The 20,577-nt window shown below is 64.6% G+C and carries 22 protein-coding genes, 3 tRNA genes and 1 pseudogene; 14 read left to right on the top strand and 12 right to left on the bottom strand.

What is annotated here, in order from left to right; genetic code table 11:
* Positions 1 to 47: 47 nt before the first annotated feature.
* Complete coding sequence (locus R4P95_RS33635) at positions 48 to 368, top strand: nitroreductase/quinone reductase family protein (RefSeq protein ID WP_397517705.1); 321 nt, start codon at positions 48 to 50, stop codon at positions 366 to 368.
* On the opposite strand, the gene R4P95_RS21605 is transcribed toward R4P95_RS33635, so the two are convergent.
* The 4 genes and pseudogenes from R4P95_RS21605 to R4P95_RS21620 form a co-directional block, all read right to left on the bottom strand.
* Positions 325 to 1,131 carry an SDR family oxidoreductase gene (locus R4P95_RS21605; protein ID WP_317745234.1) on the bottom strand — a complete coding sequence of 269 codons (807 nt, stop codon included), beginning with the start codon at positions 1,129 to 1,131 and terminating at the stop codon, positions 325 to 327. The genes R4P95_RS33635 and R4P95_RS21605 overlap by 44 nt on opposite strands.
* Before the next feature lie 59 nt (positions 1,132 to 1,190).
* Positions 1,191 to 2,501 carry a serine hydrolase domain-containing protein gene (locus R4P95_RS21610; RefSeq protein WP_317745235.1) on the bottom strand — a complete coding sequence of 437 codons (1,311 nt, stop codon included), beginning with the start codon at positions 2,499 to 2,501 and terminating at the stop codon, positions 1,191 to 1,193.
* A 105-nt stretch (positions 2,502 to 2,606) separates the two neighbouring features.
* Positions 2,607 to 4,175, bottom strand: coding sequence for an MFS transporter (locus tag R4P95_RS21615; protein WP_317745236.1), 1,569 nt, complete (start codon positions 4,173 to 4,175; stop codon positions 2,607 to 2,609).
* Positions 4,172 to 4,453 (bottom strand): annotated as a pseudogene (locus R4P95_RS21620) (cation:proton antiporter); the annotation flags it as partial. The gene R4P95_RS21615 and the pseudogene R4P95_RS21620, both read right to left, overlap by 4 nt.
* 224 nt (positions 4,454 to 4,677) lie before the next feature.
* On the opposite strand from R4P95_RS21620, the gene R4P95_RS21625 reads away from it, so the two are divergent.
* The gene (locus tag R4P95_RS21625) at positions 4,678 to 5,100 is read left to right on the top strand and encodes an SHOCT domain-containing protein (protein ID WP_317745237.1); all 423 of its coding nucleotides are present in this window, start codon (positions 4,678 to 4,680) and stop codon (positions 5,098 to 5,100) included.
* A gap of 9 nt (positions 5,101 to 5,109) precedes the next feature.
* Here R4P95_RS21625 and R4P95_RS21630 read toward each other — a convergent pair whose 3' ends face one another.
* Positions 5,110 to 6,015 carry a LysR family transcriptional regulator gene (locus R4P95_RS21630; RefSeq protein WP_317745238.1) on the bottom strand — a complete coding sequence of 302 codons (906 nt, stop codon included), beginning with the start codon at positions 6,013 to 6,015 and terminating at the stop codon, positions 5,110 to 5,112.
* A 114-nt stretch (positions 6,016 to 6,129) separates the two neighbouring features.
* Here R4P95_RS21630 and R4P95_RS21635 point away from each other — a divergent pair, with 114 nt between their 5' ends.
* Positions 6,130 to 6,474: a YybH family protein gene (locus tag R4P95_RS21635; RefSeq protein WP_244461302.1), complete on the top strand. Its 345-nt coding sequence runs from the start codon at positions 6,130 to 6,132 to the stop codon at positions 6,472 to 6,474.
* A gap of 67 nt (positions 6,475 to 6,541) precedes the next feature.
* Here the strand turns inward: R4P95_RS21635 and R4P95_RS21640 are convergent.
* The 3 genes from R4P95_RS21640 to R4P95_RS21650 all read right to left on the bottom strand — a co-directional run bounded on the left by R4P95_RS21640 (position 6,542) and on the right by R4P95_RS21650 (position 7,566).
* Positions 6,542 to 6,614: transfer RNA gene (locus R4P95_RS21640), tRNA-Arg, on the bottom strand.
* A gap of 41 nt (positions 6,615 to 6,655) precedes the next feature.
* A tRNA-Ser gene (locus R4P95_RS21645) sits at positions 6,656 to 6,747 on the bottom strand.
* A gap of 93 nt (positions 6,748 to 6,840) precedes the next feature.
* The gene (locus R4P95_RS21650) at positions 6,841 to 7,566 is read right to left on the bottom strand and encodes a dienelactone hydrolase family protein (RefSeq protein WP_317745239.1); all 726 of its coding nucleotides are present in this window, start codon (positions 7,564 to 7,566) and stop codon (positions 6,841 to 6,843) included.
* A 60-nt stretch (positions 7,567 to 7,626) separates the two neighbouring features.
* Here R4P95_RS21650 and hisC point away from each other — a divergent pair, with 60 nt between their 5' ends.
* The gene (hisC, locus tag R4P95_RS21655; protein WP_317745240.1) at positions 7,627 to 8,703 is read left to right on the top strand and encodes a histidinol-phosphate transaminase; all 1,077 of its coding nucleotides are present in this window, start codon (positions 7,627 to 7,629) and stop codon (positions 8,701 to 8,703) included.
* Between the two features lie 90 nt (positions 8,704 to 8,793).
* Positions 8,794 to 10,491, top strand: coding sequence for a bifunctional UDP-sugar hydrolase/5'-nucleotidase (locus tag R4P95_RS21660; RefSeq protein WP_317745241.1), 1,698 nt, complete (start codon positions 8,794 to 8,796; stop codon positions 10,489 to 10,491).
* Here the strand turns inward: R4P95_RS21660 and R4P95_RS21665 are convergent, their stop codons facing one another.
* Positions 10,492 to 11,499, bottom strand: coding sequence for an alpha/beta hydrolase (locus R4P95_RS21665; RefSeq protein ID WP_213574618.1), 1,008 nt, complete (start codon positions 11,497 to 11,499; stop codon positions 10,492 to 10,494).
* A 219-nt stretch (positions 11,500 to 11,718) separates the two neighbouring features.
* Between R4P95_RS21665 and R4P95_RS21670 the strand changes: the two genes are divergently transcribed.
* The 7 genes from R4P95_RS21670 to R4P95_RS21695 all read left to right on the top strand — a co-directional run bounded on the left by R4P95_RS21670 (position 11,719) and on the right by R4P95_RS21695 (position 15,767).
* Positions 11,719 to 12,177 (top strand): YbaB/EbfC family nucleoid-associated protein, encoded by a 459-nt coding sequence (locus R4P95_RS21670; protein WP_213574621.1) that lies wholly within the window; start codon positions 11,719 to 11,721, stop codon positions 12,175 to 12,177.
* Entirely contained in the window at positions 12,174 to 12,488 is a 315-nt protein-coding gene (locus tag R4P95_RS21675; RefSeq protein ID WP_213574623.1) for a WXG100 family type VII secretion target, read from the top strand. The genes R4P95_RS21670 and R4P95_RS21675 overlap by 4 nt, the downstream gene beginning before the upstream one ends.
* Entirely contained in the window at positions 12,488 to 13,177 is a 690-nt protein-coding gene (locus tag R4P95_RS21680) for a hypothetical protein (protein ID WP_213574624.1), read from the top strand. The genes R4P95_RS21675 and R4P95_RS21680 overlap by 1 nt, the downstream gene beginning before the upstream one ends.
* Positions 13,178 to 13,252: 75 nt before the next feature.
* Positions 13,253 to 13,567 carry an ArsR/SmtB family transcription factor gene (locus R4P95_RS33640; RefSeq protein ID WP_236603354.1) on the top strand — a complete coding sequence of 105 codons (315 nt, stop codon included), beginning with the start codon at positions 13,253 to 13,255 and terminating at the stop codon, positions 13,565 to 13,567.
* Positions 13,567 to 14,547 carry a TIGR03086 family metal-binding protein gene (locus R4P95_RS21685; protein WP_397517703.1) on the top strand — a complete coding sequence of 327 codons (981 nt, stop codon included), beginning with the start codon at positions 13,567 to 13,569 and terminating at the stop codon, positions 14,545 to 14,547. Before R4P95_RS33640 ends, R4P95_RS21685 begins: the two co-directional genes overlap by 1 nt.
* Positions 14,548 to 14,570: 23 nt before the next feature.
* Entirely contained in the window at positions 14,571 to 15,362 is a 792-nt protein-coding gene (locus tag R4P95_RS21690; protein ID WP_317745242.1) for a VOC family protein, read from the top strand.
* 27 nt (positions 15,363 to 15,389) lie between these two features.
* Positions 15,390 to 15,767: a TfoX/Sxy family protein gene (locus R4P95_RS21695; RefSeq protein WP_317745243.1), complete on the top strand. Its 378-nt coding sequence runs from the start codon at positions 15,390 to 15,392 to the stop codon at positions 15,765 to 15,767.
* Between the two features lie 881 nt (positions 15,768 to 16,648).
* On the opposite strand, the gene R4P95_RS21700 is transcribed toward R4P95_RS21695, so the two are convergent.
* The gene (locus R4P95_RS21700; RefSeq protein ID WP_317745244.1) at positions 16,649 to 17,353 is read right to left on the bottom strand and encodes a lysophospholipid acyltransferase family protein; all 705 of its coding nucleotides are present in this window, start codon (positions 17,351 to 17,353) and stop codon (positions 16,649 to 16,651) included.
* Between the two features lie 76 nt (positions 17,354 to 17,429).
* On the opposite strand from R4P95_RS21700, the gene R4P95_RS33645 reads away from it, so the two are divergent.
* Entirely contained in the window at positions 17,430 to 18,011 is a 582-nt protein-coding gene (locus R4P95_RS33645; protein ID WP_397517712.1) for a TetR/AcrR family transcriptional regulator, read from the top strand.
* 816 nt (positions 18,012 to 18,827) lie between these two features.
* Here R4P95_RS33645 and R4P95_RS21705 read toward each other — a convergent pair.
* Positions 18,828 to 18,917 (bottom strand) — tRNA-Ser (locus R4P95_RS21705).
* Positions 18,918 to 18,959: 42 nt separating this feature from the next.
* On the bottom strand, positions 18,960 to 19,442 hold the full coding sequence (locus R4P95_RS21710; RefSeq protein ID WP_109326123.1) for a MarR family winged helix-turn-helix transcriptional regulator: 483 nt from the start codon (positions 19,440 to 19,442) through the stop codon (positions 18,960 to 18,962).
* 123 nt (positions 19,443 to 19,565) lie between these two features.
* Between R4P95_RS21710 and R4P95_RS21715 the strand changes: the two genes are divergently transcribed.
* On the top strand, positions 19,566 to 20,561 hold the full coding sequence (locus R4P95_RS21715; protein ID WP_317745245.1) for an NAD(P)H-quinone oxidoreductase: 996 nt from the start codon (positions 19,566 to 19,568) through the stop codon (positions 20,559 to 20,561).
* Positions 20,562 to 20,577 lie beyond the last annotated feature (16 nt).

The raw sequence follows: 20,577 nt of genomic DNA on the forward strand, positions 1-20,577 counted from the left end.
GTCAATGCGCTCCGACTGCACCCGTTCGTCTACGAGCGCAGCGGCGGATGGCTCGGCCATCGCCTGCTGGTGTGCCGACTCTGTTGTTGCACACGGTAGGTCGCAAGTCGGGTGCACCCCGAACGTCTGCATTGACCTACGGCCGCGACGGTGACGACCATCTGCCCGGCGATCCCGACTACGACCGCATGTGGGCCACCATGAAAGACATAATTCGGGCCGCGACAGCGACTATCAGAAGAAGACGACGCGCCCATACCCGTTGTGACTCTTACCCCCTCGCGCTGATCCGGTTACGGGACAACCGATCGGGATCCCGGATATTTATCCGCCGAACTCGTGGACGTGCTCCGCCGCCCACCGGGTGAAGGGGGTGGCCGGTCGGCCGACGATGTCCTCGAATACAGAATTGGACTGCTGGGGATGGTCGACGAGGGTCGCCATGCCTTCGAGATACCACCGCGCGTACTCGCCCATCGCGGGGGTGAGGACCTCGACTCCCTCCTCGAACGAGACCTGCCGGTATTCGATGTTGCGGCCGAGGGCCTCCCCCAGCCGGCGAACCAGCTCCGCACGAAGTAATGTCTCCGGACCCGTCAGCTCGTACGACTTGCCGACGTGTCCGTCCTCGAGCAGCGTCACCGCCGCCACCTCGGCAATGTCGTCCATGGCGATGGGCGCATTGCCTGCCGTCGGGAACGGCTCGCGAACCACCCCGGCGTCCTTGATCTGCGGCGCGAGTATTCCTGCGTTTTCCATGAATTCGCCGGGCCACAGATGGGTCCACGGTATGCCGGACGCCTCGACCGCCCGCGCCACGTCACCCCAATGTCCGTCGTGCGGACCGGACAGGTCGACGACGTGACGGACTCCGGCACGCGTCGCCACGGCGAGCACATCCTCGACCGTGTCTGGTGTCGGCGCCAGATACACGGACTCGACGCCGTCGAATGCGGCCGGAAGGGTGTCGAGCCTACGGAGATAGCCGTGCGCGACCTCGACTCCCGCGGGCAGGTGCGCCTTCTCTGGATGGTTGGTGAGTGCCCGGACGTCGGTCGCACCCCGCGCGAGAAGATGATCGACGAGCATCCTGCCGATATTCCCGGTAGCCCCGGTCACCAGAATCGTCACGGCACCACCGTACGCGCCGGCAGGCGTGGGTTCCGGAGATCGCGGTGTCGTGGTTGCGATCAGCTGGTGGGAGCCGGGGAGGACGTCGACGGCTGCGTCGTCCCCGGCGTAGTCGAGGGCGTAGACGTGGCATTGGGATCCTGCACGTCGGCGCGCAACCGGTAGACGTGATCGGGAGAGATGATCTCCGTAATGGCAGTAGCCAGCGCTGTACTCGGCTCGCTGCCCTCGTAGGGAACGTCGGTGTTGATCATGATCGCGAGCGTCATTTCCTTTTCCGGCAGATACACGCTGACCGTCTGGTAGCCGGGGATGCTGCCGTTGTGCCCGATCCAGCCGGCGATGTCGAAGATGCCCAGGCCGTACCCGACATCGGTCGACAGACCCGGCGCGGTCACCGTCTGCAGTCGCTGCTCCTGGGTTGCCGGTTGCAGCAGCGTTCCCGTGGCCAACGCCGGGGCCCAGATGTGCAGGTCCTCGAGGGTGGAGATCATGGCACCCGCGGCCCACCCCCAGGACGGGTTCCAGTCGGTGGCCGTTGCTTCCTTGCCGTCCGCCGTTTGCTCGGTGTAACCCTGCGGATGCGGTTCGGGGATGGCGTTCGAGTTCGGGAAGCTCGTGTCGGCCATCTCGAGCGGGTCGATGATCTTCTGCGTCACATAGTCGGCAAGCGACATTCCGCTGACCTTTTCGACGACCAGTCCCAGCAATGTCGTGTTGGTATTGGAGTACTCGAATCCCTGCCCCGGCGGGAAGGTCGCGGGCTGTGCGTATGCGTAGCCGAGCAGCTGCTGGGGGGTGAAGTTCGCTTTCGGGTCGGCTATCAGGGCCTTCTGGAAGTCCTCGCTGGCCGAGTAGTTGGCCAATCCGCTCTGCATCCGCGCGAGCTGGCGGATCGTGATTTGATCACCCAGGGGAACACCGTCGATGTATTTCCCGATGGGGTCGTCGAGGCCGACCCTTCCCTCGTCGACCAACTGCAGCACGCCGGTGACGGTGAAAGTCTTTGTCACACTGCCGATCCTGCTGTAGAAGTCAGTTTCCATCGGGGCGCCCGATGACTTGTCGGCAACTCCGAACGCTTTCACGTAGTTACCGTCGGCGCCCCACACTCCCACCATCACCCCGGGAATCGAGGCCCTCGCCATCGTATTCTCGATGGCCTCGTCGAGACGCTGCGCGACAGCGGCATCGATCTGCGTGCCATCCCCAGCCGCCGACGTGCCCGCCTGCGTCGTCTGCGTCACCGACGTGGCCGATCCGGTGGAGGAGTCCTCCGAACACGCTGCCGTGACGACCAGCAGCACAGCCGCTGCGGCCGCGACCAGCCCTCGCTTACGATTCGCCTTGGTCACGACCCGAGCTGTCATCGTGCTGGTCCCCTCGTCGATGTGCCGATTGTCGGGAATTTACCCCGCTGACACCGGGCGAATGTACCTTTCGACGCTTCCACCGCGCCGAAAGGTACATGCGTCCTATGTGCCGCGCTGTTCCGCGTACTCCGCCATCAATCGCTTCTCCTCCTCCCGGTGCGGATAGAAGAAGAACACCACCACAGCGCCCGCGCCCCCCACCAGGATTGCGGCGAGGTACGCCTTGGTGTCCCCGTCGAGAAAGGCGTTGCGCGCGGCAGCGATGATCTGGTCCGCGTATTGGGGATACCGTTCGGCTAGCACTTCTGCACTGGAATACGACTTCGTCAGCGCCGCTTGCGTTTCGGGCGTCACCTGACTCGCATCAGGCGATGCCGCGATCGCCGACGACAGCGACTTGGCGTACCCGGCGGTGAGTACCGCGCCGAGGATCGACTGCATGATCGCACCGCCGAGGTCACGCTGAAGGTCGGAGGTGCCGGACGCCATCCCCGCGCGCGACACCGGTACCGATCCGGTGAGCGAACGCGACGCCGGTGTGCCCGCGAACCCGACTCCGATTCCGACGAACGCGTACGCCACCCCCACCTCGAGGTAATGGGCGTTCTCGTTCCACAACAGCAGCGCGACGAGTAACCCGAGGACCACGAACAGGTATCCGAGCAGGAGGGTGAAGCGCGCACCACGCGATTCGACGAGTTTCGCCGAACGAGGAGCGACGATCACCATCGCGACCGCCGCCGGAATGATCGCAGATCCCGCAGCCAGCGTGGAGTACCCGAGCACATTCTGCAGGAACTGCTGCCCGATGAACATGGCCCCCATCAGCGCACCGAACACGATCACCCCGCCCACGGCGGCGACCCAGAATGTGGGCCTCGCCGCCACGTGGAGGTCGAACAACGGGTGCGCCGCGCGGCGCTGCTGCAGGAAGAACGCCGCACCGGCCGCCAAGGCGATCACGCCCAGCCCGATGGCCGTCGCCCCGGCACCGTCGACCGGGGCAAAGTTGATCGCGAGGATGAGTGCAGCGATGAAGACCACCGAAATGACACCGCCGAGGTTGTCGACCGGGTCGGTGGTCTCGTTGACGTGAGCGGGCACCCAGACGGCGGCGCAGACGAGAGCGAGACCGGCGAGGGGCAGTGTCACGAAAAACACCGAGCCCCAGTGAAAGTGCTCGAGGAGCGCGCCCGACACGATCGGCCCGAGCGACGAGATCGCCCCGCCGAGAGCCGACCACAGGGCGATGGCCTTGGTGCGCGGTGGACCCGACCACAGGGCAGTGATGATGGCCAGCGTGGTGGGGAAGGCGAGGCCCGCGGAGATCCCTCCGAGAACACGTGCGAGGAACAGTATTTCGACACTGCCCGCGAACCCGGCAATTGCCGACGCCGGCAACGACAGCGCCATTCCGAGCACCAGCATCTGCTTGCGCCCGTATCGGTCGCCGAGCGCACCGAGATAGAGCACCGAGGCCGCCAGACCCAAGGAGTACGCCACCGCGACCAGGTTCAGCTGGGTTTGGCTCGCATCGAAGGCGCGACCGATGTCGGGCAACGCGACATTGGCCACCGAAAGATTCAAGTTAGCCACGGCGGCAACGAGTATCAGTGTCGCCAGGATAAGCGTTGCCCGGGCCGGCGCCTGTGTCGATGCGGTTCTGGTCACCGGTCAGCTCCTCGGTTGTCGTCACTCGTCGTTGTACAGTCGGTCGCCTCGGCGGGCCCGAGCGGCCCGGTCCCGGGCGCAGATCTATCAATCAGAGAGGCACCGAGTGGGAAGAGGAGAACCGTGATGGCACCCGCAGCGACGAGCACCGACGCATTCGCCGCGGTCATGTCACCCGATTCGACGGCTACCCCGGTGACGGCCACGATCACGGGCAGCCCGGTGCCGGCGATCAGCGCCACGAACGCTACGAGGACACCGGGTTCGGACGCCACCGCGGTCTGCGCATGTACGGCGCCGGTGGCACCGAGCAGCAACACCACCTCGGGCACCAGCTTGCGAGGAACCAACCCGGCGAACAGCGGGGCCACCACCGCGCAACCAATTATCCAGAAAAGCAAGGCACCGAGTGAAGGCATGCACCACCCCGTCTCTTCCTGCATTTCATCCGACACGCTCTCGACGAGCCTCGCAGAGGCCGGGCCTGCCGACATCACCCGTCGTGGATGATGCGCACCCTGCCGCCTGTCGCGAGCATCGACATCAGAACATCCCCGGCACAGGGAAAGACATAACGAATACAGCTGCTGACGTCGGACCGGTCGCGTTCCTGTTCCTCACGTTCCCCGGTGACCGCGCCGACCCCGCGGTGATCGAGTCGTTCCGAGAGCTCGTCGAGCAGGGCACCGTCACCATCCTCGACCTCGTCTTCCTCGCCAAGTCGCAGGACGGGACGCTGCGGCAGGTGGAGGTGGACGAAGAGCTCGACAACGTCGGACTCGCCGCATTGTCCATCGAAGCTAAGGCGCTCATCAGCGGCGACGACCTCGTGTCGCGTATTCAGGAACTCGCGCGCTTGAAGGATGCCGGCGTTCTCACCGATGAAGAGTTCGCCGCAGCGAAGGCGAAATTACTAGGCTCGTGAGCCCGGCCGCTACCGCGGCGCGGGAATCTTCGGCGCTTCTGCCTCGGCGAACGCACGTCGGGTGTGCCTGACCAGTTCGCGAACTGCAGGACTCGCAGCGCTTTTCCACACCAGTGCCAGCACCGCCGGGATCTCGACGTCGTCGAGGACGAGCGCCGTCAGCCCATCGAAGGCGGCGGCCATCGATTCGCTGAGGATCGCGACCCCGAGTCCGCGGAGCGCGAGATCCGCGACAGTGTCCGGGGCACTGGCCTGCAATGCGATACCAGGCCGGATATCCGACGCGGCACACGCCTGGTCGAACACGGTCCGGATTCCTGTTCCGGCGGGCATACATACGATCGCATGGTCGCAGAGTTCGGCCAGGGCCACGCTGGTTCGACCCGCGAGTGGATGATTCGGCGGCACGGCCGCCACCAACCGTTCGCAAATGATCGGGAACGCCTCGAGCCCGTCGGGCGGTGCGGTGGCCGTGCCGACGAGTGCCAGGTCGATGTCGCCGCCACGGACTCGGTCGACAAGCTGATCGGAGCTCTCTTCGAGAAGGGTGATCTCGACGCCGGGATGCGCGTCGTGGAACGTCGCCAACGCATCGAACAGACCGGTGACGGTACAGGCGGTGACCATGCCGACCACCAGGCGTCCACGAACCAGCTGGTTCACGGCGTCGACGGCGTCGCGCACCGCAGCGGCGGCGGCCAGTGCCTCCCTGGCATGGATGAGCGCGGCCTCTCCCGACGCCGTCAACGTGGCCGTCCGAGTCGAGCGGTCGATGAGCGTGGTCCCGAGGTCGTGCTCGAGTTGGCGGATCTGCGCGCTGATACCCGACTGACTGATGTGCACACGCAACGCGGCCCGCGTGAAATTGGCCTCTTCCGCCACGGCTACGAAGTACTTGAGCTGACGCAGTTCCATAACCTCTGATTCTAGAAGTGAGCTGAACTATCTGTTGGACTTCCGCTCCCTCGGGAACGACGCTGGGATTACACGAACGATCCGAACGAGAGGACTGCTGTGTACGAGAAGGCCATGAAACCCGAGGACCTGACCCGCCTGTTCGTCGAGCGGAGCAACGCCGGCGACGCAGCCGGAGTCGCGGCACTGTACGAGGAGAACGCCGTCATGGCCTATCCACCCGGAAGTCGGACCGTCGGCCGCGAGGCGATCCGGCAGTTGTGGGAATCCGTCCTCGCCCATGCGCCGCACTTCGAGCCGGAAACTCCCCTACCCACCCTCATCAGCGAGGACATCGCTCTCACCGCCACCCCACCCAAAGATGGTTCGGGGGCGCGCGCCCAAGTAGTGCGTCGCCAGCCCGACGGGTCGTGGCTTCGCCTGCTCGACCAGCCGGAGTTCGTGCCGCCGACCGCCTGACGCCGCCTCGAGTGCGACCGCAGACACGAGAAACCCCCTCACCACTGTGGTGAGGGGGTTTCTGTTGTGCGCCCGAAGGGATTCGAACCCCTAACCTCTTGATCCGTAGTCAAGTGCTCTATCCGTTGAGCTACGGGCGCAAGTCTTCAGTTATAGCTGTACCGGCCAACTAGCACCGGCGTGGCGGAGGCGAGAGGATTTGAACCTCCGGTCCCTCGTAAAAGGGACAACTCATTAGCAGTGAGTCCCATTCGGCCGCTCTGGCACGCCTCCCTGGGGTGGTTCCGATCCCTTCGGACCGCCGGAGCGAAAGATTACACACCTTTCCACGACAAGACAAAACGGCTGGTCAGAGCGGCGGACGGGCTATCTCAGGTTGCTGTCGAACCAGTCGAAGATTCTGCGTTGAGCGTCGACGATGTTCTCGACGCCGGGGGCGTCGTCCTGCCCGTCAGGCACCTCGAGTGGTTCGTCCGCCCGGTGCGCCAGTCCGGCGTAGCTGACGACGAGGGCCGCGACCGATGCCTTTCCCGTCGCATCCCGCAGCTGCTCGACGTGCTCCGGCGGGGTGGACGGATCGTCCTCGCCGTACAAACCGAGCCATGGAGCCTGCAGCAACGGCGCCGCGTCGATGAGGGCAGGGGCATCGTCGGACAACGGCTCGACGATGCCGCGGGCGGAGACACTCACAGCGGCTCCGATCGGGCGGTTGGTGGCGACGAGCAGCGCGGCAGTACCGGCGTCGTCGAAACCGAGAACCCCGACACAATCGGAGAGGACTCCGCGGCTCGTCAGCCAGTGCACGGTGGCGTCGAAGTCGGCGAACAGCGACTCGCCGAAGACCTCGGTTGCACTGTGCGCGGGACGACCGTGGAAGAGGTGCGGGGCCGCCGCCACCCACCCTTCCTCGGCCAGTGAGCGCATCAAGTCGAGGAGCGGCTCGCTGAACACACGCGACTCGTGCAGCACCACAATCGCGCCACGTGCGGGGCCGTCCGGCTCTGCCACGGTGAGTGGAACCCGCGCCTGCGGATCGGCCGGTGCGCCGCCGACCGCCTGCAGGACCGCGGTGTCCCTGAAGATTCCCGACATGTCCCCACCTTGGCACGGACTGGCCGTCGACGCACCGGATCGGAGGCGCATAATCGCCTGGTGACTCCGCGAACAAGGGCAGACCTCGACACGATTCCGGCCTACGTACCCGGCAAGAACTTTCCGGGTGCGATCAAGCTGGCGAGCAACGAGACCACTCTCGGTCCGCTGCCGAGTGTCCGGGACGCCATCGCGGCAGCAGCGGGCAACGCCAACAGGTATCCGGACAACGGTCACGTGGCCTTGATCGAGGCGCTGGCAGGCCACCTCGGCGTCCCCACCGACAACATCGCCGCAGGCAATGGTTCGGTCAGCCTGTGCCAGGAACTCGTCCAGGTCACCTGCCGGGATGGTGACGAGGTGATCTTCGCGTGGCGCTCCTTCGAGGCGTACCCCGTGGTGACCCAGGTAGCCGGCGCCGTTCCCGTGACGGTTCCGCTGACCGCCGACTTCGGTCACGACCTCGACGCCATGGCGGCCGCCGTCACCGACCGCACGCGGCTGATCTTCGTCTGCAACCCGAACAACCCGACGGGTAACGCCCTCACGAAGGCCGAACTCGAACGGTTCCTCGACGCCGTCCCCGATCGTGTCGTCGTGGCACTCGACGAGGCCTACTTCGAGTACAACAGGTCCGACGCGGACGGCATCGAGCTGTTTCGTGGACGGCCGAACGTCGTCGTGCTGCGCACTTTCTCGAAGGCCTACGGGCTGGCGGGTCTCCGCGTGGGTTACGCCGTGGCCGATCCGACGATCGTCACCGCGCTCGGCAAGGTTCACATCGCTTTCGCCGTCAACACCGTCGCCCAGGCCGCCGCCATCGCATCGTTGGCCGCCGCCGACGAATTGCTCGCCCGCACCGAGAGCGTCGTCGCCGAACGGAACCGCGTCCGCGACGCCCTCCTCGACGCCGGATACGACGTGCCGGAGTCTGCGGCCAACTTCGTCTATCTTCCGCTGGGAACCGAATCCCGACCGTTCGGCGCTGCCAGCGCAGAAGCGGGTGTTCTGCTTCGGCCTTACGGCGACGACGGGGTACGGATCACTATCGGCGACCCCCAGGAAAACGACGCATTCCTTGCCTTCGCGACGAGCGCAGAGACCCGCTCGATCGCGAAGGTCGGTGTTCGCGCGTAAGTCCTGAGATGTAAACGTTACCTGCAGGTATAGCTCCCGTGATTCCCCCTTGGCAGACTCAGTGCGGTTTGCCGAAGGGAGCCACCCACAATGCGCCATCGCGTCGCGGTACGGAGCGCTGTCGTGGCCGCCGCGGTGTCGTTGACACTCGCCACCTCCGTGACCGTCGGCCTTCCCGACGTGCAGGCGCAGGAGCCGCCGGTGTCGTTGCGCTTCCTCGCCTTCAACGACCTGCACGGCAGTCTCACACCTCCCCTCGGCGTTCGTCGTGAGGTGAAGCAGGCGGACGGGTCACGGGTGCCCGCGGGCGGCGCCGCGTATCTCGCGGCATACGTCGATCAACTGCGTGGTCAATCCCCGCACTCGTTGCTGTACTCGGTGGGCGACAACTGGGGATCGTCAGCTCTCGAGTCAGCTGCTTTTCACGACGAGCCGACGGTGCAACTGCTCAACCGGATGGGCGTCGACGCCTCCGCCATCGGCAATCACGAGCTCGACGAGGGGTACGCCGAGTTCCTGCGACTCCAGCGCGGCGGCTGTCACCCCATGGACGGTTGCCGTTTCGACGACACGTTCGAGGGCGCCGATTTCCCGCTGTTGGCTGCGAACCTGCAGTTCGAGGACGGCGCACCCGCGACGTTGCCTTTCGCGGTGAACTACGTCGAGGGCATCCCGATAGGGGTGATCGCGACGATGCCCGCCGATACCGCACACATGGTGACGTCGGGCGGTGCGGACGGGCTCCGGTTCACCGACGAGCTCGCGGCCGTGAACCGGACGGCAGACTTACTCGACTTCTTCGGGGTGCGGGCCGTCGCCCTCCTCATGCACCGAGAGACCGAAGTCGACCAGGACAATCGGCCGGACGAGTGCGACGTGGAATCCCGCCGCACCCACGACGTGGCCTTGCGCGCCTCCCCGAAGGTGGACGTCATCTTCACGGCCGACGGGCACCAGCAGTACAACTGCACCTTTCCCGACCCGGCCGGAAACCCGCGGGTGCTGATGCAGGGCGCCTCGCACGGCCGTATCGTCTCGGTGGTCGATGTGGCGATCGACCGCACCACCCGCGACCTCCTGCGGGATCGCACGTCCTCGTTCAATCAGGTGGTCACGCACGACATACCTCCCGACCCCGACACTGGGCTGCTTGTCGACCGAGCGGGAGAACGGGCGGGCGAGGTCAGCCGAACGTGGGTGGCGTCGATGCAGCACGACCTCACCCGGGAGACGACGGACAGCGGCGAGTCTGCGATGGGCAACGCTGTGGCCGATGCCCAGCTGGCCGCCGGAACAGCGTTCGGCGCTCAGGTTGCACTCACCAATCCCGGCGGTCTCCGCGCAGACCTGGTCGGAGACGCCGTCACCTATGGTCAGGTGTATGCCGTCCAGCCCTTCGGTAACTCGCTCGAGGTTCTGACCCTTCCGGGCGCCACCCTCCGCAGCGTGCTCGAGCAACAGTTCCAGCCCCGTGGAGATGGCAGCGTCACCGAGCGAATCCTGTCGCCGTCGAGTTCGCTGACGTACACGATGGACCGGTCGGCGACTGTCGGCAACCGCATCTCGGATATCCGCGTGAACGGAGAACCGGTGTCGCCGGAGGGTGTCTACCGTGTCGCGGTCAACAGGTTCCTCGCCGACGGCGGGGACGGGTTCGATGCCTTCCGCACCCACACGGAGGCTGTCCACGCGGGTTGCGATCTCGACGCCTTCATCACCTACCTCGGCGCGGACTCGCCCGTGTCACCTCCGAGAACCGATCGGATCGCGGTGGTCGGCCGCCCCTGATCAGATGCCGAGCGCGCCCCTGAGCACGGGCCACGACGTGCGGAGCTCGTCCTGCCAGTACGGCCACGAATGCGTGCCCGAGTTGCGGTAGACGAAGGTGGCGGGAATGGCGAGCGCGTTCAGCCGCTGCTGGAACGTCTGGGTGCAGAGGTTCGCCGCCGCTTCGAGGGGCCCGCCGACCGCGATGGTCGAGGCCAGGTCTCCCCCTGTCGCCATCTCGTACGGTCCGGGAAGGCCGTTGCCCGTCGAGATGTAAATCTGCTTGCCGCGCAGGGCTTCGGCATTGACCGTCGGGTCGTGGGCCGCCCAGGCCGGGTCGAAGTCCGGTCCCCACATGTTGGCCGGATTTCCGCCCTTGAAAGCGACCGTGCCGCGGACCGAATCACGTGAACTGGGCTGAGTGTTGTCGAGGCAGCCGCTGTAGGCGGCGAGACCACGGTAGAGGTGCGGGTGGCGGGTCATGAGGTTGGCCGCACCCATGGCACCCATGGACACGCCGGCAACTGCGTTGGTTCCGTTTCCGCTGAACTGGGCATCGATGATCGGCGGCAGTTCGTCGGCGAGGAAGGTTTCCCACTTGTTGACGCCGAGGGTGGGGTCCGGCAGATGCCAGTCGGTGTAGTAGCTCGCGGTGCCGCCCACCGGCAGGACCACGTTCACCTTCTTGTCGGCGAAGAACTGGACCACGTCCGTCTTCTGCGTCCAGGTACTTTCCCGGAAGTCGGACTCGGCGCCCGCGCTCACCCCGTCGAGCAGATACAGCGACGGGCGCGCAGCGCCACCGGCCGGATGCAGCACCTGCACCTGAATCACCCGGTTCATGGCGGGCGAGTTCACGAAGATCGCACTGCGGGTAGGGGTGATCTTCACAATTTTGTCGACACTCGCAGCACTGCTCGCCCGGGGGGCCGCCGGAGAAGGCGTCGGATCGGCCGTAGCAGTGAACGCCGGCCCAGACAGGGTCAGTGACACTGCCACTCCGACAGCAGCGAATGCTAGGCGACGCATAAAGAAATCCCTCTTCCCGGACCGTGTGAATCCCGATTGCACAGTACAAAGTGCGGCCGGTCAAGCAGAGCTTAAAGGTTTTGTGATTGCTGTGTGATTCGGGTGCGTGCGCTTGTGGCCAGACCGATATGAGAGTGAGGGGAACCGATTGCGGGATCGCTGCGTCCAACCTCGTGAGCAGGCACTGACGCCGAGCTGACCGCATGGGGGAGGAACTCGATGGTCGACCAGGCCGCACGCCACGAACTGCGTGCCCGCAACGAAGAATTGCGCCACCAGATCGATTCGATGCTCGACGCTGTGCGACGGCAGGCCGACAGCCTGGCCCGGGCCAAGTCCGAGGTCGAGCGCACGAGGGGCTCGGGTACCTCGGGCAACGGAGTGGTCCGGGTCTGCGTCGATGCCGGCGGAAACGTGACGGCGGTCGAACTGTCGCCGGACGCGTTCAAGCGCACCAGCCCCGAGGCGCTGGCGTCCTCGATGGCAGAAGCGGCACGTCTGGCCGTGGCGGACGTACGCGAGCGAACTGCCCAGGTCCTGGCACCCGTATTCGACGCCCGCGCCGACCTGCCTACCCTCTCCGAACTGATGCCGGATGCTCCGCGCCCGGGTGACCCGCCGCCTTCCGCCGACGAACCCGGATGGAACGCCACGATCCTGCGCGGAGCGGACCGATGAGTCGAGCACTGTGGGTCGACCCTCACCATCTCCGGACCGTGGCGCCACGTTTCGATGCGCTCGCGGACACAGCCGACGCCCTGCTGACCGAGTTGACGAGCACGCTCGACGCCGAAGGAACTGCGTGGGGCTCCGACGAGGGTGGGACGGCATTCGCCCGGCACTACGTTCCCGGGGCGGAGTCAGCGGTCCACGCCGCCTTGTCTCTCGTCGCGCTTTTCTCCGCGATCGGTGACGGGATGCGAGCGACGGCCGAATCCTTCGAAGCAACGGATACGCGGTTCTCCCGGCGACTGGGCGAGGCCTTCTGATGGGCATCGAACTCCCCGAAGTCGTGAAGCCGGTGGCCTGGCTGGCGTCCGGTTCCCGTTGGCCCGCGGCCGACGAGACGTCACTGCGCCGACTCGCCGACGCCTGGTGCACAGCCTCCACGGGGCTGAAGAACCTCGCGGCGGACGGTGACGCCGCACTGCGCGACGCGTTGTCCGCCGTCGAGGGCGACGTCGCCACTGCCATGTCGCAGCACTGGCAGAAGTACGGTGGAGACGCCGGCGCCCTCCACGATCTCGCGGCCCTGTGCGAGAACCTGTCCGCGATGTGCGAGTCGACGGCGACCAACGTCGAATACGCGAAACTGTCGATCATTGCGGCACTGGCCATATTGCTGGCGGAGCTCGTGGCGATGGCCGCCGCAGCGGTACCGACGCTCGGCGTGAGCGCTGCAGGTGCAATGGCGGCGGAAGCCGCAACGCAGGTCACCATCCGCATGATCATTCGGGATCTGATCATTGCGGTTCTCGAACAAGCCGCAGTCGCTGCAGCACAGAGCGTCGCGGTCGACAGCGGAATCCAGGCACTGCAGATCGTGACCGGTGGTCGAAACGGATTAGACGTCGGCATGCTCACGAACTCACTGATCACGGGAGCCACCGACGGCGCCACCAGCGCACTGTTCGGCGAGTTCGGGATCGAGGTGCACGAGCCCGCGACCGACCGGTGATCGGGTCGACTCGTGGCGACATCAGCACCGTGTGACCCATTGCACAACGCGTTAGCCGCGACTAACGTATTGGACGTGCTCGACCAGTTGGAAGTTGCAGCCGAGCCAACCCGGAGACGCTTGATGCATCTGCTGACATCTGGGGAACAGACCGTCAACACGCTTGCGGCGCACTTTTCCGCGAGCCGGTCGGCCATTTCTCAGCATCTTCGGGTGCTCATGGACGCGGGGCTGGTCACCGCACGTAAAGACGGACGTTTCAGGTACTACCGGCTCGATCCACAGGGCCTTGCCCAACTCCGCACGCTGTTCGATTCGTTCTGGATCGACGAACTCGACCGGCTCGTCGCGGACGCCACCGAGGAAGCAGCTTCCAAAGGAGACCGCTGATGCCATTCGACAAAACCGTTGTCGTTCCGCTCGACCCGGACGCCACCTTCGCACTCGTCACCGAGCCCGAACGGTTACGCAGGTGGCAGACGGTCGCGGCGCGGGTCGATCTCCGAACGGGCGGCGGATACCGCTGGACCGTCGTGCCCGGACACTCGGCCGCAGGAACATTCCAGGAAGTCGACCCCGGCCGGCGAATTGTCTTCACGTGGGGTTGGGAAGAGAGCGAAGACCTTCCGCCCGGCACCTCGACCGTCACCGTGACCCTCACTCCTACCGCAGGCGGAACCGAGGTGCGACTGGTTCACGAAGGACTGAGCGACGAACAGGCAGCCCGCCACGCCGAGGGCTGGACCCACTATCTCGATCGCCTCGCCGCAGCCGCCGTCGTGGGCGACGCCGGACCCGACGAATGGGCGGCGCTCCCGCAGCCTCTCGACGAATTGTCGAGCGCAGAGGCAACTCTGGCGGTCGTGCAGCGGGCGCTACGCGATCTCACTGCCGACGACATGTCCGCCCAGACGGTGTGTACCGAGTTCACCGTCGCGCAGCTCGCCGACCACCTCGCCGGATCGATCACGACCATCGGCTCCGCCGCCGGTCCGAAGATCGACGACGAACCGGGAATGCCCGTAGAAACCAGGATCGCCGACGAAGCCCAACAGGCATTGGAAGCGTGGCGGCGCCGCGGACTGGACGGGACCGTGATCATCGGGGGAAACACAGTCCCGGCACCTATCGCCGTAGGAATATTGTCCATCGAATTCTTGGTGCACGCCTGGGATTTCGCAGCAGCCGTCGACCGGAATGTCACCGTCGATCCTGCACTCTCCGAGTACGTACTCGGACTGGCACACACCATCATCCGGCCGGAAGCCCGGGGTGCCGTCGGATTCGCCGACCCGGTACCTGCCGAACACACCGCCGACCCCTTCGAGCGTTTGATCGCCTTCACCGGTCGCCCACTCCCGACGGCCTGATCTCCTCACCGAAAGGAACCGCCATGCCGATCAAAACGAAATACCCGCAAGGAACCCCGAACTGGGTGGATCTCCAAACCAGCGATCAGGACGCGGCCAAGAAGTTCTATGCTGAACTGCTCGGCTGGGAATACGACGACCGGCCGATGCCCGAAGGCCCCGTCTACTCGATGGCCACCGTGCGCGGCGAGAACGTCGCCGCCATCGCGCCACTACAGCCCGACGCGGCCGCGGCCGGGGCGCCGGCGAATTGGAACACCTACATCGCCGTCGACGACGTCGACGCGACGCTCGCGAAGGTCCCCGGCGCAGGCGGCCAGGTTCTGATGCCGGCGTTCGACGTGGGGGAAGCGGGCCGCATGTCGTTCGTCACCGACCCCACCGGGGCTGCAGTCGGATTGTGGCAGGCGAACAAGCACATCGGCGCCGGCCTCGTCGGAGACCCGGGGGCCTGCCTCTGGAACGAACTGAACACCACCGACGTCGACACGGCGGTCCGCTTCTACAACAGCATCCTCGGGACCACCACCACACAGATGTCCATGGGACCCGACTACACCTACACCCTGTTCCAGGTCGGTGACGAACAGGTCGGCGGCGCCGGTGCACCGCTCCATCCGAATACGCCGAACCATTGGCGCGTGTATTTCGCAGTGGAGGACGTCGACGCCAGCGCCGCAAAAGTGGTCGAACTCGGCGGCGCGATCGTCGAAGAGGCCATGGACATTCCGACGGTCGGACGGATGGCCGGAGTCGCCGACCCCCAGGGCGCCGTCTTCAGCATCATGACCCCCGAAGAGCGCCCGGACCAGTAGATCCGGGCGCTGCGGAAAGGACCGTCCATGGAGATGCCGAAGCCGACCGAAGCGGACAAGGAATTCTTCCGGTCACTGATTCCCGACCGACCCGGTGTCCAAGTGAAGCCGATGTTCGGCAACCTCGGCGCCTTCGTCAACGGCAACATGTTCGCGGGACTACTCGGACCGAGCGTCGGGGTCCGGCTCCTCAGCGAGCAGGCGAACGACGAGCTGTCGTCTGCGGACGGCGTCGGCCCGTTCGGACCCGGAGAAAAGCCGATGCGCGAATACCTCGCCCTGCCGGACCACTGGCGCGACACCCCGGATCAGGCCAGGCAGTGGCTCGAACGCGCGCTCGCGGAGGTAGCGGAACTGCCGCCGAAGGCACCCAAAGCCCGGAAAGCTGCACGCCCCCGCGGGTAGAGGAATGAGAAGCGGCCCCGCCCCGGCACGTGTGGTGCCGGGGCTGGGCCGCTTCTTCGGCGGAGATAAAGGGGTGGCATTCAAACCTTTCGAGAGAGACGCGGCGGGCTCGATAAGTGGTCTGGGCTGTAGGTATGAGTGGGTGCCGCCCTACCGCTCGCTATCTGCCTTCATCTCGGATTCAACGACAGATGCCGCCCGCATGCCAACCTCGAGCTACCGATTAGCGTCAACGCTGCGTAGCAGGCGCCAACCAGCCATACGCTTATTGTCCACCAGCCAATAGTCGACGTCGGGTAAGGCAGGTGGCAGCTCGTCGACCACGTCTGACACTCGGTAAGCACGGGCCTGCATACAGGATGATGAACGGTTCGCCGTGCAGTGCATAAGCAGTAATTTCCTCGTCCGCGTGCATCAGTGCGGTCAGGTGGCACCTCTTCAGTCCGTCGAGAAGACCCGCCCAGCGAAAATCTTGACGAGCAATGTCGATAATCGCGCGCGCTACGGACCGAAGACCTGATTCATCTCGGTATTCAGCTTAATATGAGCATTGCCGGTCGAACGACTAAATGCAATCTTTGTTCTCTTTTCTCTTTCCTTCATGCCATAAACCCCCATGCCCATGAAAGCATGGATCAAGAATATAAGCCACGACCTCAACCAGGCTTACCACTGGTGTCAGGTCCAAATTTCATTCAGAAGATTGCCGACTGGACACCAGACCAAAAGCCCTGTCCGCTCGGCCTTTCTACGACAAATCGACGCTATATACCGCCCGCGTGACTCCGACATATAAGCCGCACGTCGATCTGTCCGGAAGTTGTAAACCTTCTCAGGGGCATGGGCTCGCAACACCCTGGCCGCAACTCATTCGGTCCGCACTAGGCAGTCCGGGCGTTATCGGTTCGGTTTGATCGACTCTTGTAAGCATCGTTGTAACAATCGACGTATTCCTGGCCAGAGTTTTCCTGCAGCGAGCACATGAGGTAATCGGTCGCTGCGCGCAGTACGGCACCCGAGTTGGTGGCTGTGACGTACTTGCTCAGATCCAAAGGTTCACAAATCCGGATCTCAACTCTGCCGCGCCTCAGTCCGCGTTTCCCGATGGGGTTCATTTCACGCGTTCCGGAGGTCACTACAGGGAAGACAACGGCATCAGCCGTTAACGCGATCCGCATGACTCCGGTCTTGCCCTTATAGAGCCTACCGTCTGGCGATCTAGACCCCTCAGGGTAGATGGCCCATATTCCCCCGTTGTCAAGTACGCGGCGTGAAGCTTCGAGTGACTTCTTAGCTGCGTCAGGGTCGTGTCGGCTAATCGGAATCTGCTTAACCGCCCGGAAGAACCATGCCAGTGCTCGTCCCCGTAGTCCGCGGCCTTCAAAGTAGTCGCTCTTTGCGACAAACGTAATGGGCCGGTTTATCAGCAAGCAGAGGTAGAAGGAGTCAACGATACTGAGGTGGTTGCCGGCCAGAATAACCTGCCCGCGAGCCGGAATCCGCTCCAGTCCTTCGATCCGCGGACGGCCTTTATAGCGCAGGTACGGCCCAATCAAGACGTACTTGAACAACGAGTACCACACCATGCCCCCTTAGATACCGACAAGTTTGTAGACGGTGTCTACCATAGTGCGGGACACTATCCAAGTGACTATTGAGAACATGGCCGTTCGCGACCGCTTGGTGCAGGCTGGGTTGAACTTGCTGGGCCGGGAGGGTCTAGACGCGCTGACCCTACGAGGGATTGCACGAGAAGCCGGGGTTTCACATAGCGCACCTCGCCACACGTTCCCGACACGTGCGCGACTCCTAGCGGCTGTGGCGCGGGAGGGCTACACGGAGCTCACGCGGGCGGTGGTCGAGGCGCTGGGTGACCGGTCCACTGCGTCTGTTGAACGGCTTATTCAGGCCGCAGCCGTGTACATCGAGTTCGCCGATCAAAAGCCGTCGATGTACGAACTGATGTTTCGTCATGATTTGATGGAAGGCTCAGGTGAGGCGCTAAGCGATGCGAGCAGGCCATTGTTTACTGCCATGGCGGAGTCGGTATCGATCGTGTCGACATGCAGCCCAGCCGAGTCGCAGTCACGCACCGTACTAATTTGGACAGGACTACACGGGTTGGTACAGCTTTCTCGCACCGGTGCAACGTCGGTGGTATCGCCTGGCCACGACGTCGGCGAACTTGCCCGGCGGTGTGTATTAGCGTACGTTTTCGATCGATCTAACCCGAGGGATGAGTGACGTGGTATCCGTTGGCCGCGACAACGCCTGGTTACTCAGACCGACGTCGAACCGGTTCGGCACCCTCGGAGGCATCCGTTCATACGGAGCCCGATGGTCCGTCCACGTTGAGTCCATAAATTGCCCGGGATTGGTGTTCCATTTGGTCCATCCGCCGGTCCGGGCGTCGACGGCGAGGGAGACACGTCGTGCGTACTAATGCAACCTATGACCACGCCTTCGACCTTCACCGCCACTTTACGTATAGGTCTGTTGAATGACGAAAATACTTGCCTGTTCAGTCCACTGAATGATTTAATACGCGCTTTCGTCATTCGGTTGAATGAATCAGCACGGACGTGCGGCATGATCGACTGGCGAGCCGCCAATAACAGGGTTCTCGGTCAGCGCTTCGGCCAGGAACGACGAAAGTAAATTGCGCGCGGGTCCTCCCGCACTGGCTCTTTCAATCGATTGAAGTCGTCCGACGCAACGATCCACACCACCGCATCCCGTGGGAGTGAGACACCCTCGCTGCCACCGCAAAAGTAGTCGTGACCACGAGACGGGCCCCAGACGCTCGATCTGTCCGAGGACTATTCCGTCATTGGGGACCAAACCAATGTTCATCGACACGCGCAAGGGCCGGGTACGGCACATGCTGGGAGAACGATTTCTCGAAGTCGAACGGACAGGTTCCGAAATCAATCGACTGTGCCGTCGGGGCACTGATCCGGGACGCGAAGGCCAGCGAGCTACCAACGCTGCTCAGCTTCGACCGGCACAAACAAACCCGGCCCACCCTTGCGGGTGGACCGGGTTTGAACAACGAACAGTTGGCGGAAGCGGAGGGATTTGAACCCCCGGTGGGTTTAACGCCACGCTCGCTTTCAAGGCGAGTGCATTCGGCCGCTCTGCCACGCTTCCGTGCGCGATCATATCGGTAACGGTGTCGGCGGCTGCAACCGGTCAGCGGTCGCCGATGGCTTTGTCTACCCGCTCGAACACCTCGGCGAGAACTTTGAGCTGCGATTTGGTGAGCTGATCGACGAGGTTGCGCCGGACCCCGGCTACGTGGGTGGGTGCCGCCTCGGCCAGTCGCGCGCGACCCTCATCCGTGATGACGGCGAGAACACCCCGGCCGTCCTCCAGGCAGGTGTCCCGGGTGACCATGCCTTGCGCCTCCATGCGCCGGATCTGATGCGTGAGGCGACTGCGCGAGGACAGCACCCCGTCGGCGAGATCGGACATCCGTAGCGATCCGTCGGGCGATTCGGACAGCAGCACGAGAATTCGGTAATCGGCGAGCGACAGATCGTGCTTTTCCTGCAGATCCCTGTTGAGGACGTCCATGAGCCGCTGGTTGCCGTCCATATAGCCGCGCCATGCGCGCATCTCGGCCGGGGTCAACCAATTGGTCTCGACTTCGGCGTCGGAGGTTTCTGCTGTCACAGGTTCATATTCTAGTAGCCTGACGTTACTTTCCAGTAGCGTCGGGGCCCCAATCCCTCGATGTGACAAGCGGGATCACTCGCAGGGACCGTGCGTCGCCTCGATTCGCTAACGTCGTCCTTCATGTATGCGATCACGATCGATCAGCCGGGTGGTCCGGAAGTCATGCGATGGGCGGAGCAGCCCGATCCCGAACTGCTACCCGGCCACGTTCTCATCGATGTGGCGGCTACCGCCGTCAACCGCGCAGATCTGACCCAACGCCAGGGGTTCTACCCGCCGCCGCCCGGTGCCAGCGACATTCTCGGCCTCGAATGTTCCGGAATCGTCGCCGAGGTCGGCGACGGCGTCTCGGAGTGGTCCGTCGGCGATCACGTGTGCGCCCTGCTCGCCGGTGGTGGTTACGCCGAACGGGTGGCCGTGCCCGCGACCCAGCTACTACCGGTACCGAAGGGCGTCGATCTCCTCGTCGCCGCTTCCCTGCCCGAGGTTGCCTGCACGGTGTGGTCGAACGTGGTGATGCGGGCAGGGTTGTCGCGCGGTGACGTCCTGCTGGTGCACGGCGGTGGCGGCGGCATCGGCACCCATGCCATCCAGGTGGGTGTCGCGTTGGGCGCGCGGGTGGCAGTCACGGCGGGATCCGAGGCAAAACTGGAACGCTGCCGCGAGCTGGGTGCCGACATCCTCGTCAACTACCGCGAAGCCGACTTCGCCGAAGAAGTGAAGAAGGCGACGGACGGACACGGCGCCGATGTGATTCTCGACAACATGGGCGGCTCGTACCTCGGCCGCAATATCGACGCGCTGGCGTCGGACGGACGGCTCGTCATCATCGGCTTCCAGGGCGGACGCAAAGGCGAGCTCGATCTCACCCGACTGTTCGCGAAGCGCGGCAACATCACTGCCACCGGACTACGCGGCCGTCCCGAGAACGGCCGCGAGAGCAAGGCGGAAATCGTCGCCGACGTCCGAAACCGCCTGTGGCCCCTGATCACCGAGGGCGCGATACAACCCGTGGTGTCGGCCGAACTGCCGATCACCGAGGCGCCGCGCGGCCACGAGCTGCTCGACTCCCCGGAGACCGTCGGCAAAGTGATCCTCACCATTCCGCGGCGCTGACACCCTCGCGCCGCCT

The sequence above is a fragment of the Rhodococcus sp. IEGM 27 genome (assembly GCF_033142305.1).
GTDB lineage: Bacteria > Actinomycetota > Actinomycetes > Mycobacteriales > Mycobacteriaceae > Rhodococcus_F > Rhodococcus_F oxybenzonivorans.

Coding starts and splice junctions, on each gene's coding strand:
- R4P95_RS21695 (WP_317745243.1), top strand. CDS start 15,390: ATGGAGATGCCGAAGCCGACCGAAGCGGACAAGGAATTCTTCCGGTCA.
- R4P95_RS21665 (WP_213574618.1), bottom strand. CDS start 11,499: ATGCGTCGCCTAGCATTCGCTGCTGTCGGAGTGGCAGTGTCACTGACC.
- R4P95_RS21690 (WP_317745242.1), top strand. CDS start 14,571: ATGCCGATCAAAACGAAATACCCGCAAGGAACCCCGAACTGGGTGGAT.
- R4P95_RS21680 (WP_213574624.1), top strand. CDS start 12,488: ATGGGCATCGAACTCCCCGAAGTCGTGAAGCCGGTGGCCTGGCTGGCG.
- R4P95_RS21630 (WP_317745238.1), bottom strand. CDS start 6,015: ATGGAACTGCGTCAGCTCAAGTACTTCGTAGCCGTGGCGGAAGAGGCC.
- R4P95_RS21660 (WP_317745241.1), top strand. CDS start 8,794: ATGCGCCATCGCGTCGCGGTACGGAGCGCTGTCGTGGCCGCCGCGGTG.
- R4P95_RS21650 (WP_317745239.1), bottom strand. CDS start 7,566: ATGTCGGGAATCTTCAGGGACACCGCGGTCCTGCAGGCGGTCGGCGGC.
- R4P95_RS21715 (WP_317745245.1), top strand. CDS start 19,566: ATGTATGCGATCACGATCGATCAGCCGGGTGGTCCGGAAGTCATGCGA.
- R4P95_RS33645 (WP_397517712.1), top strand. CDS start 17,430: ATGGCCGTTCGCGACCGCTTGGTGCAGGCTGGGTTGAACTTGCTGGGC.
- R4P95_RS21610 (WP_317745235.1), bottom strand. CDS start 2,501: ATGACAGCTCGGGTCGTGACCAAGGCGAATCGTAAGCGAGGGCTGGTC.
- R4P95_RS21670 (WP_213574621.1), top strand. CDS start 11,719: ATGGTCGACCAGGCCGCACGCCACGAACTGCGTGCCCGCAACGAAGAA.
- R4P95_RS33635 (WP_397517705.1), top strand. CDS start 48: ATGGCTCGGCCATCGCCTGCTGGTGTGCCGACTCTGTTGTTGCACACG.
- R4P95_RS21685 (WP_397517703.1), top strand. CDS start 13,567: ATGCCATTCGACAAAACCGTTGTCGTTCCGCTCGACCCGGACGCCACC.
- R4P95_RS21635 (WP_244461302.1), top strand. CDS start 6,130: ATGAAACCCGAGGACCTGACCCGCCTGTTCGTCGAGCGGAGCAACGCC.
- R4P95_RS21700 (WP_317745244.1), bottom strand. CDS start 17,353: ATGGTGTGGTACTCGTTGTTCAAGTACGTCTTGATTGGGCCGTACCTG.
- R4P95_RS21675 (WP_213574623.1), top strand. CDS start 12,174: ATGAGTCGAGCACTGTGGGTCGACCCTCACCATCTCCGGACCGTGGCG.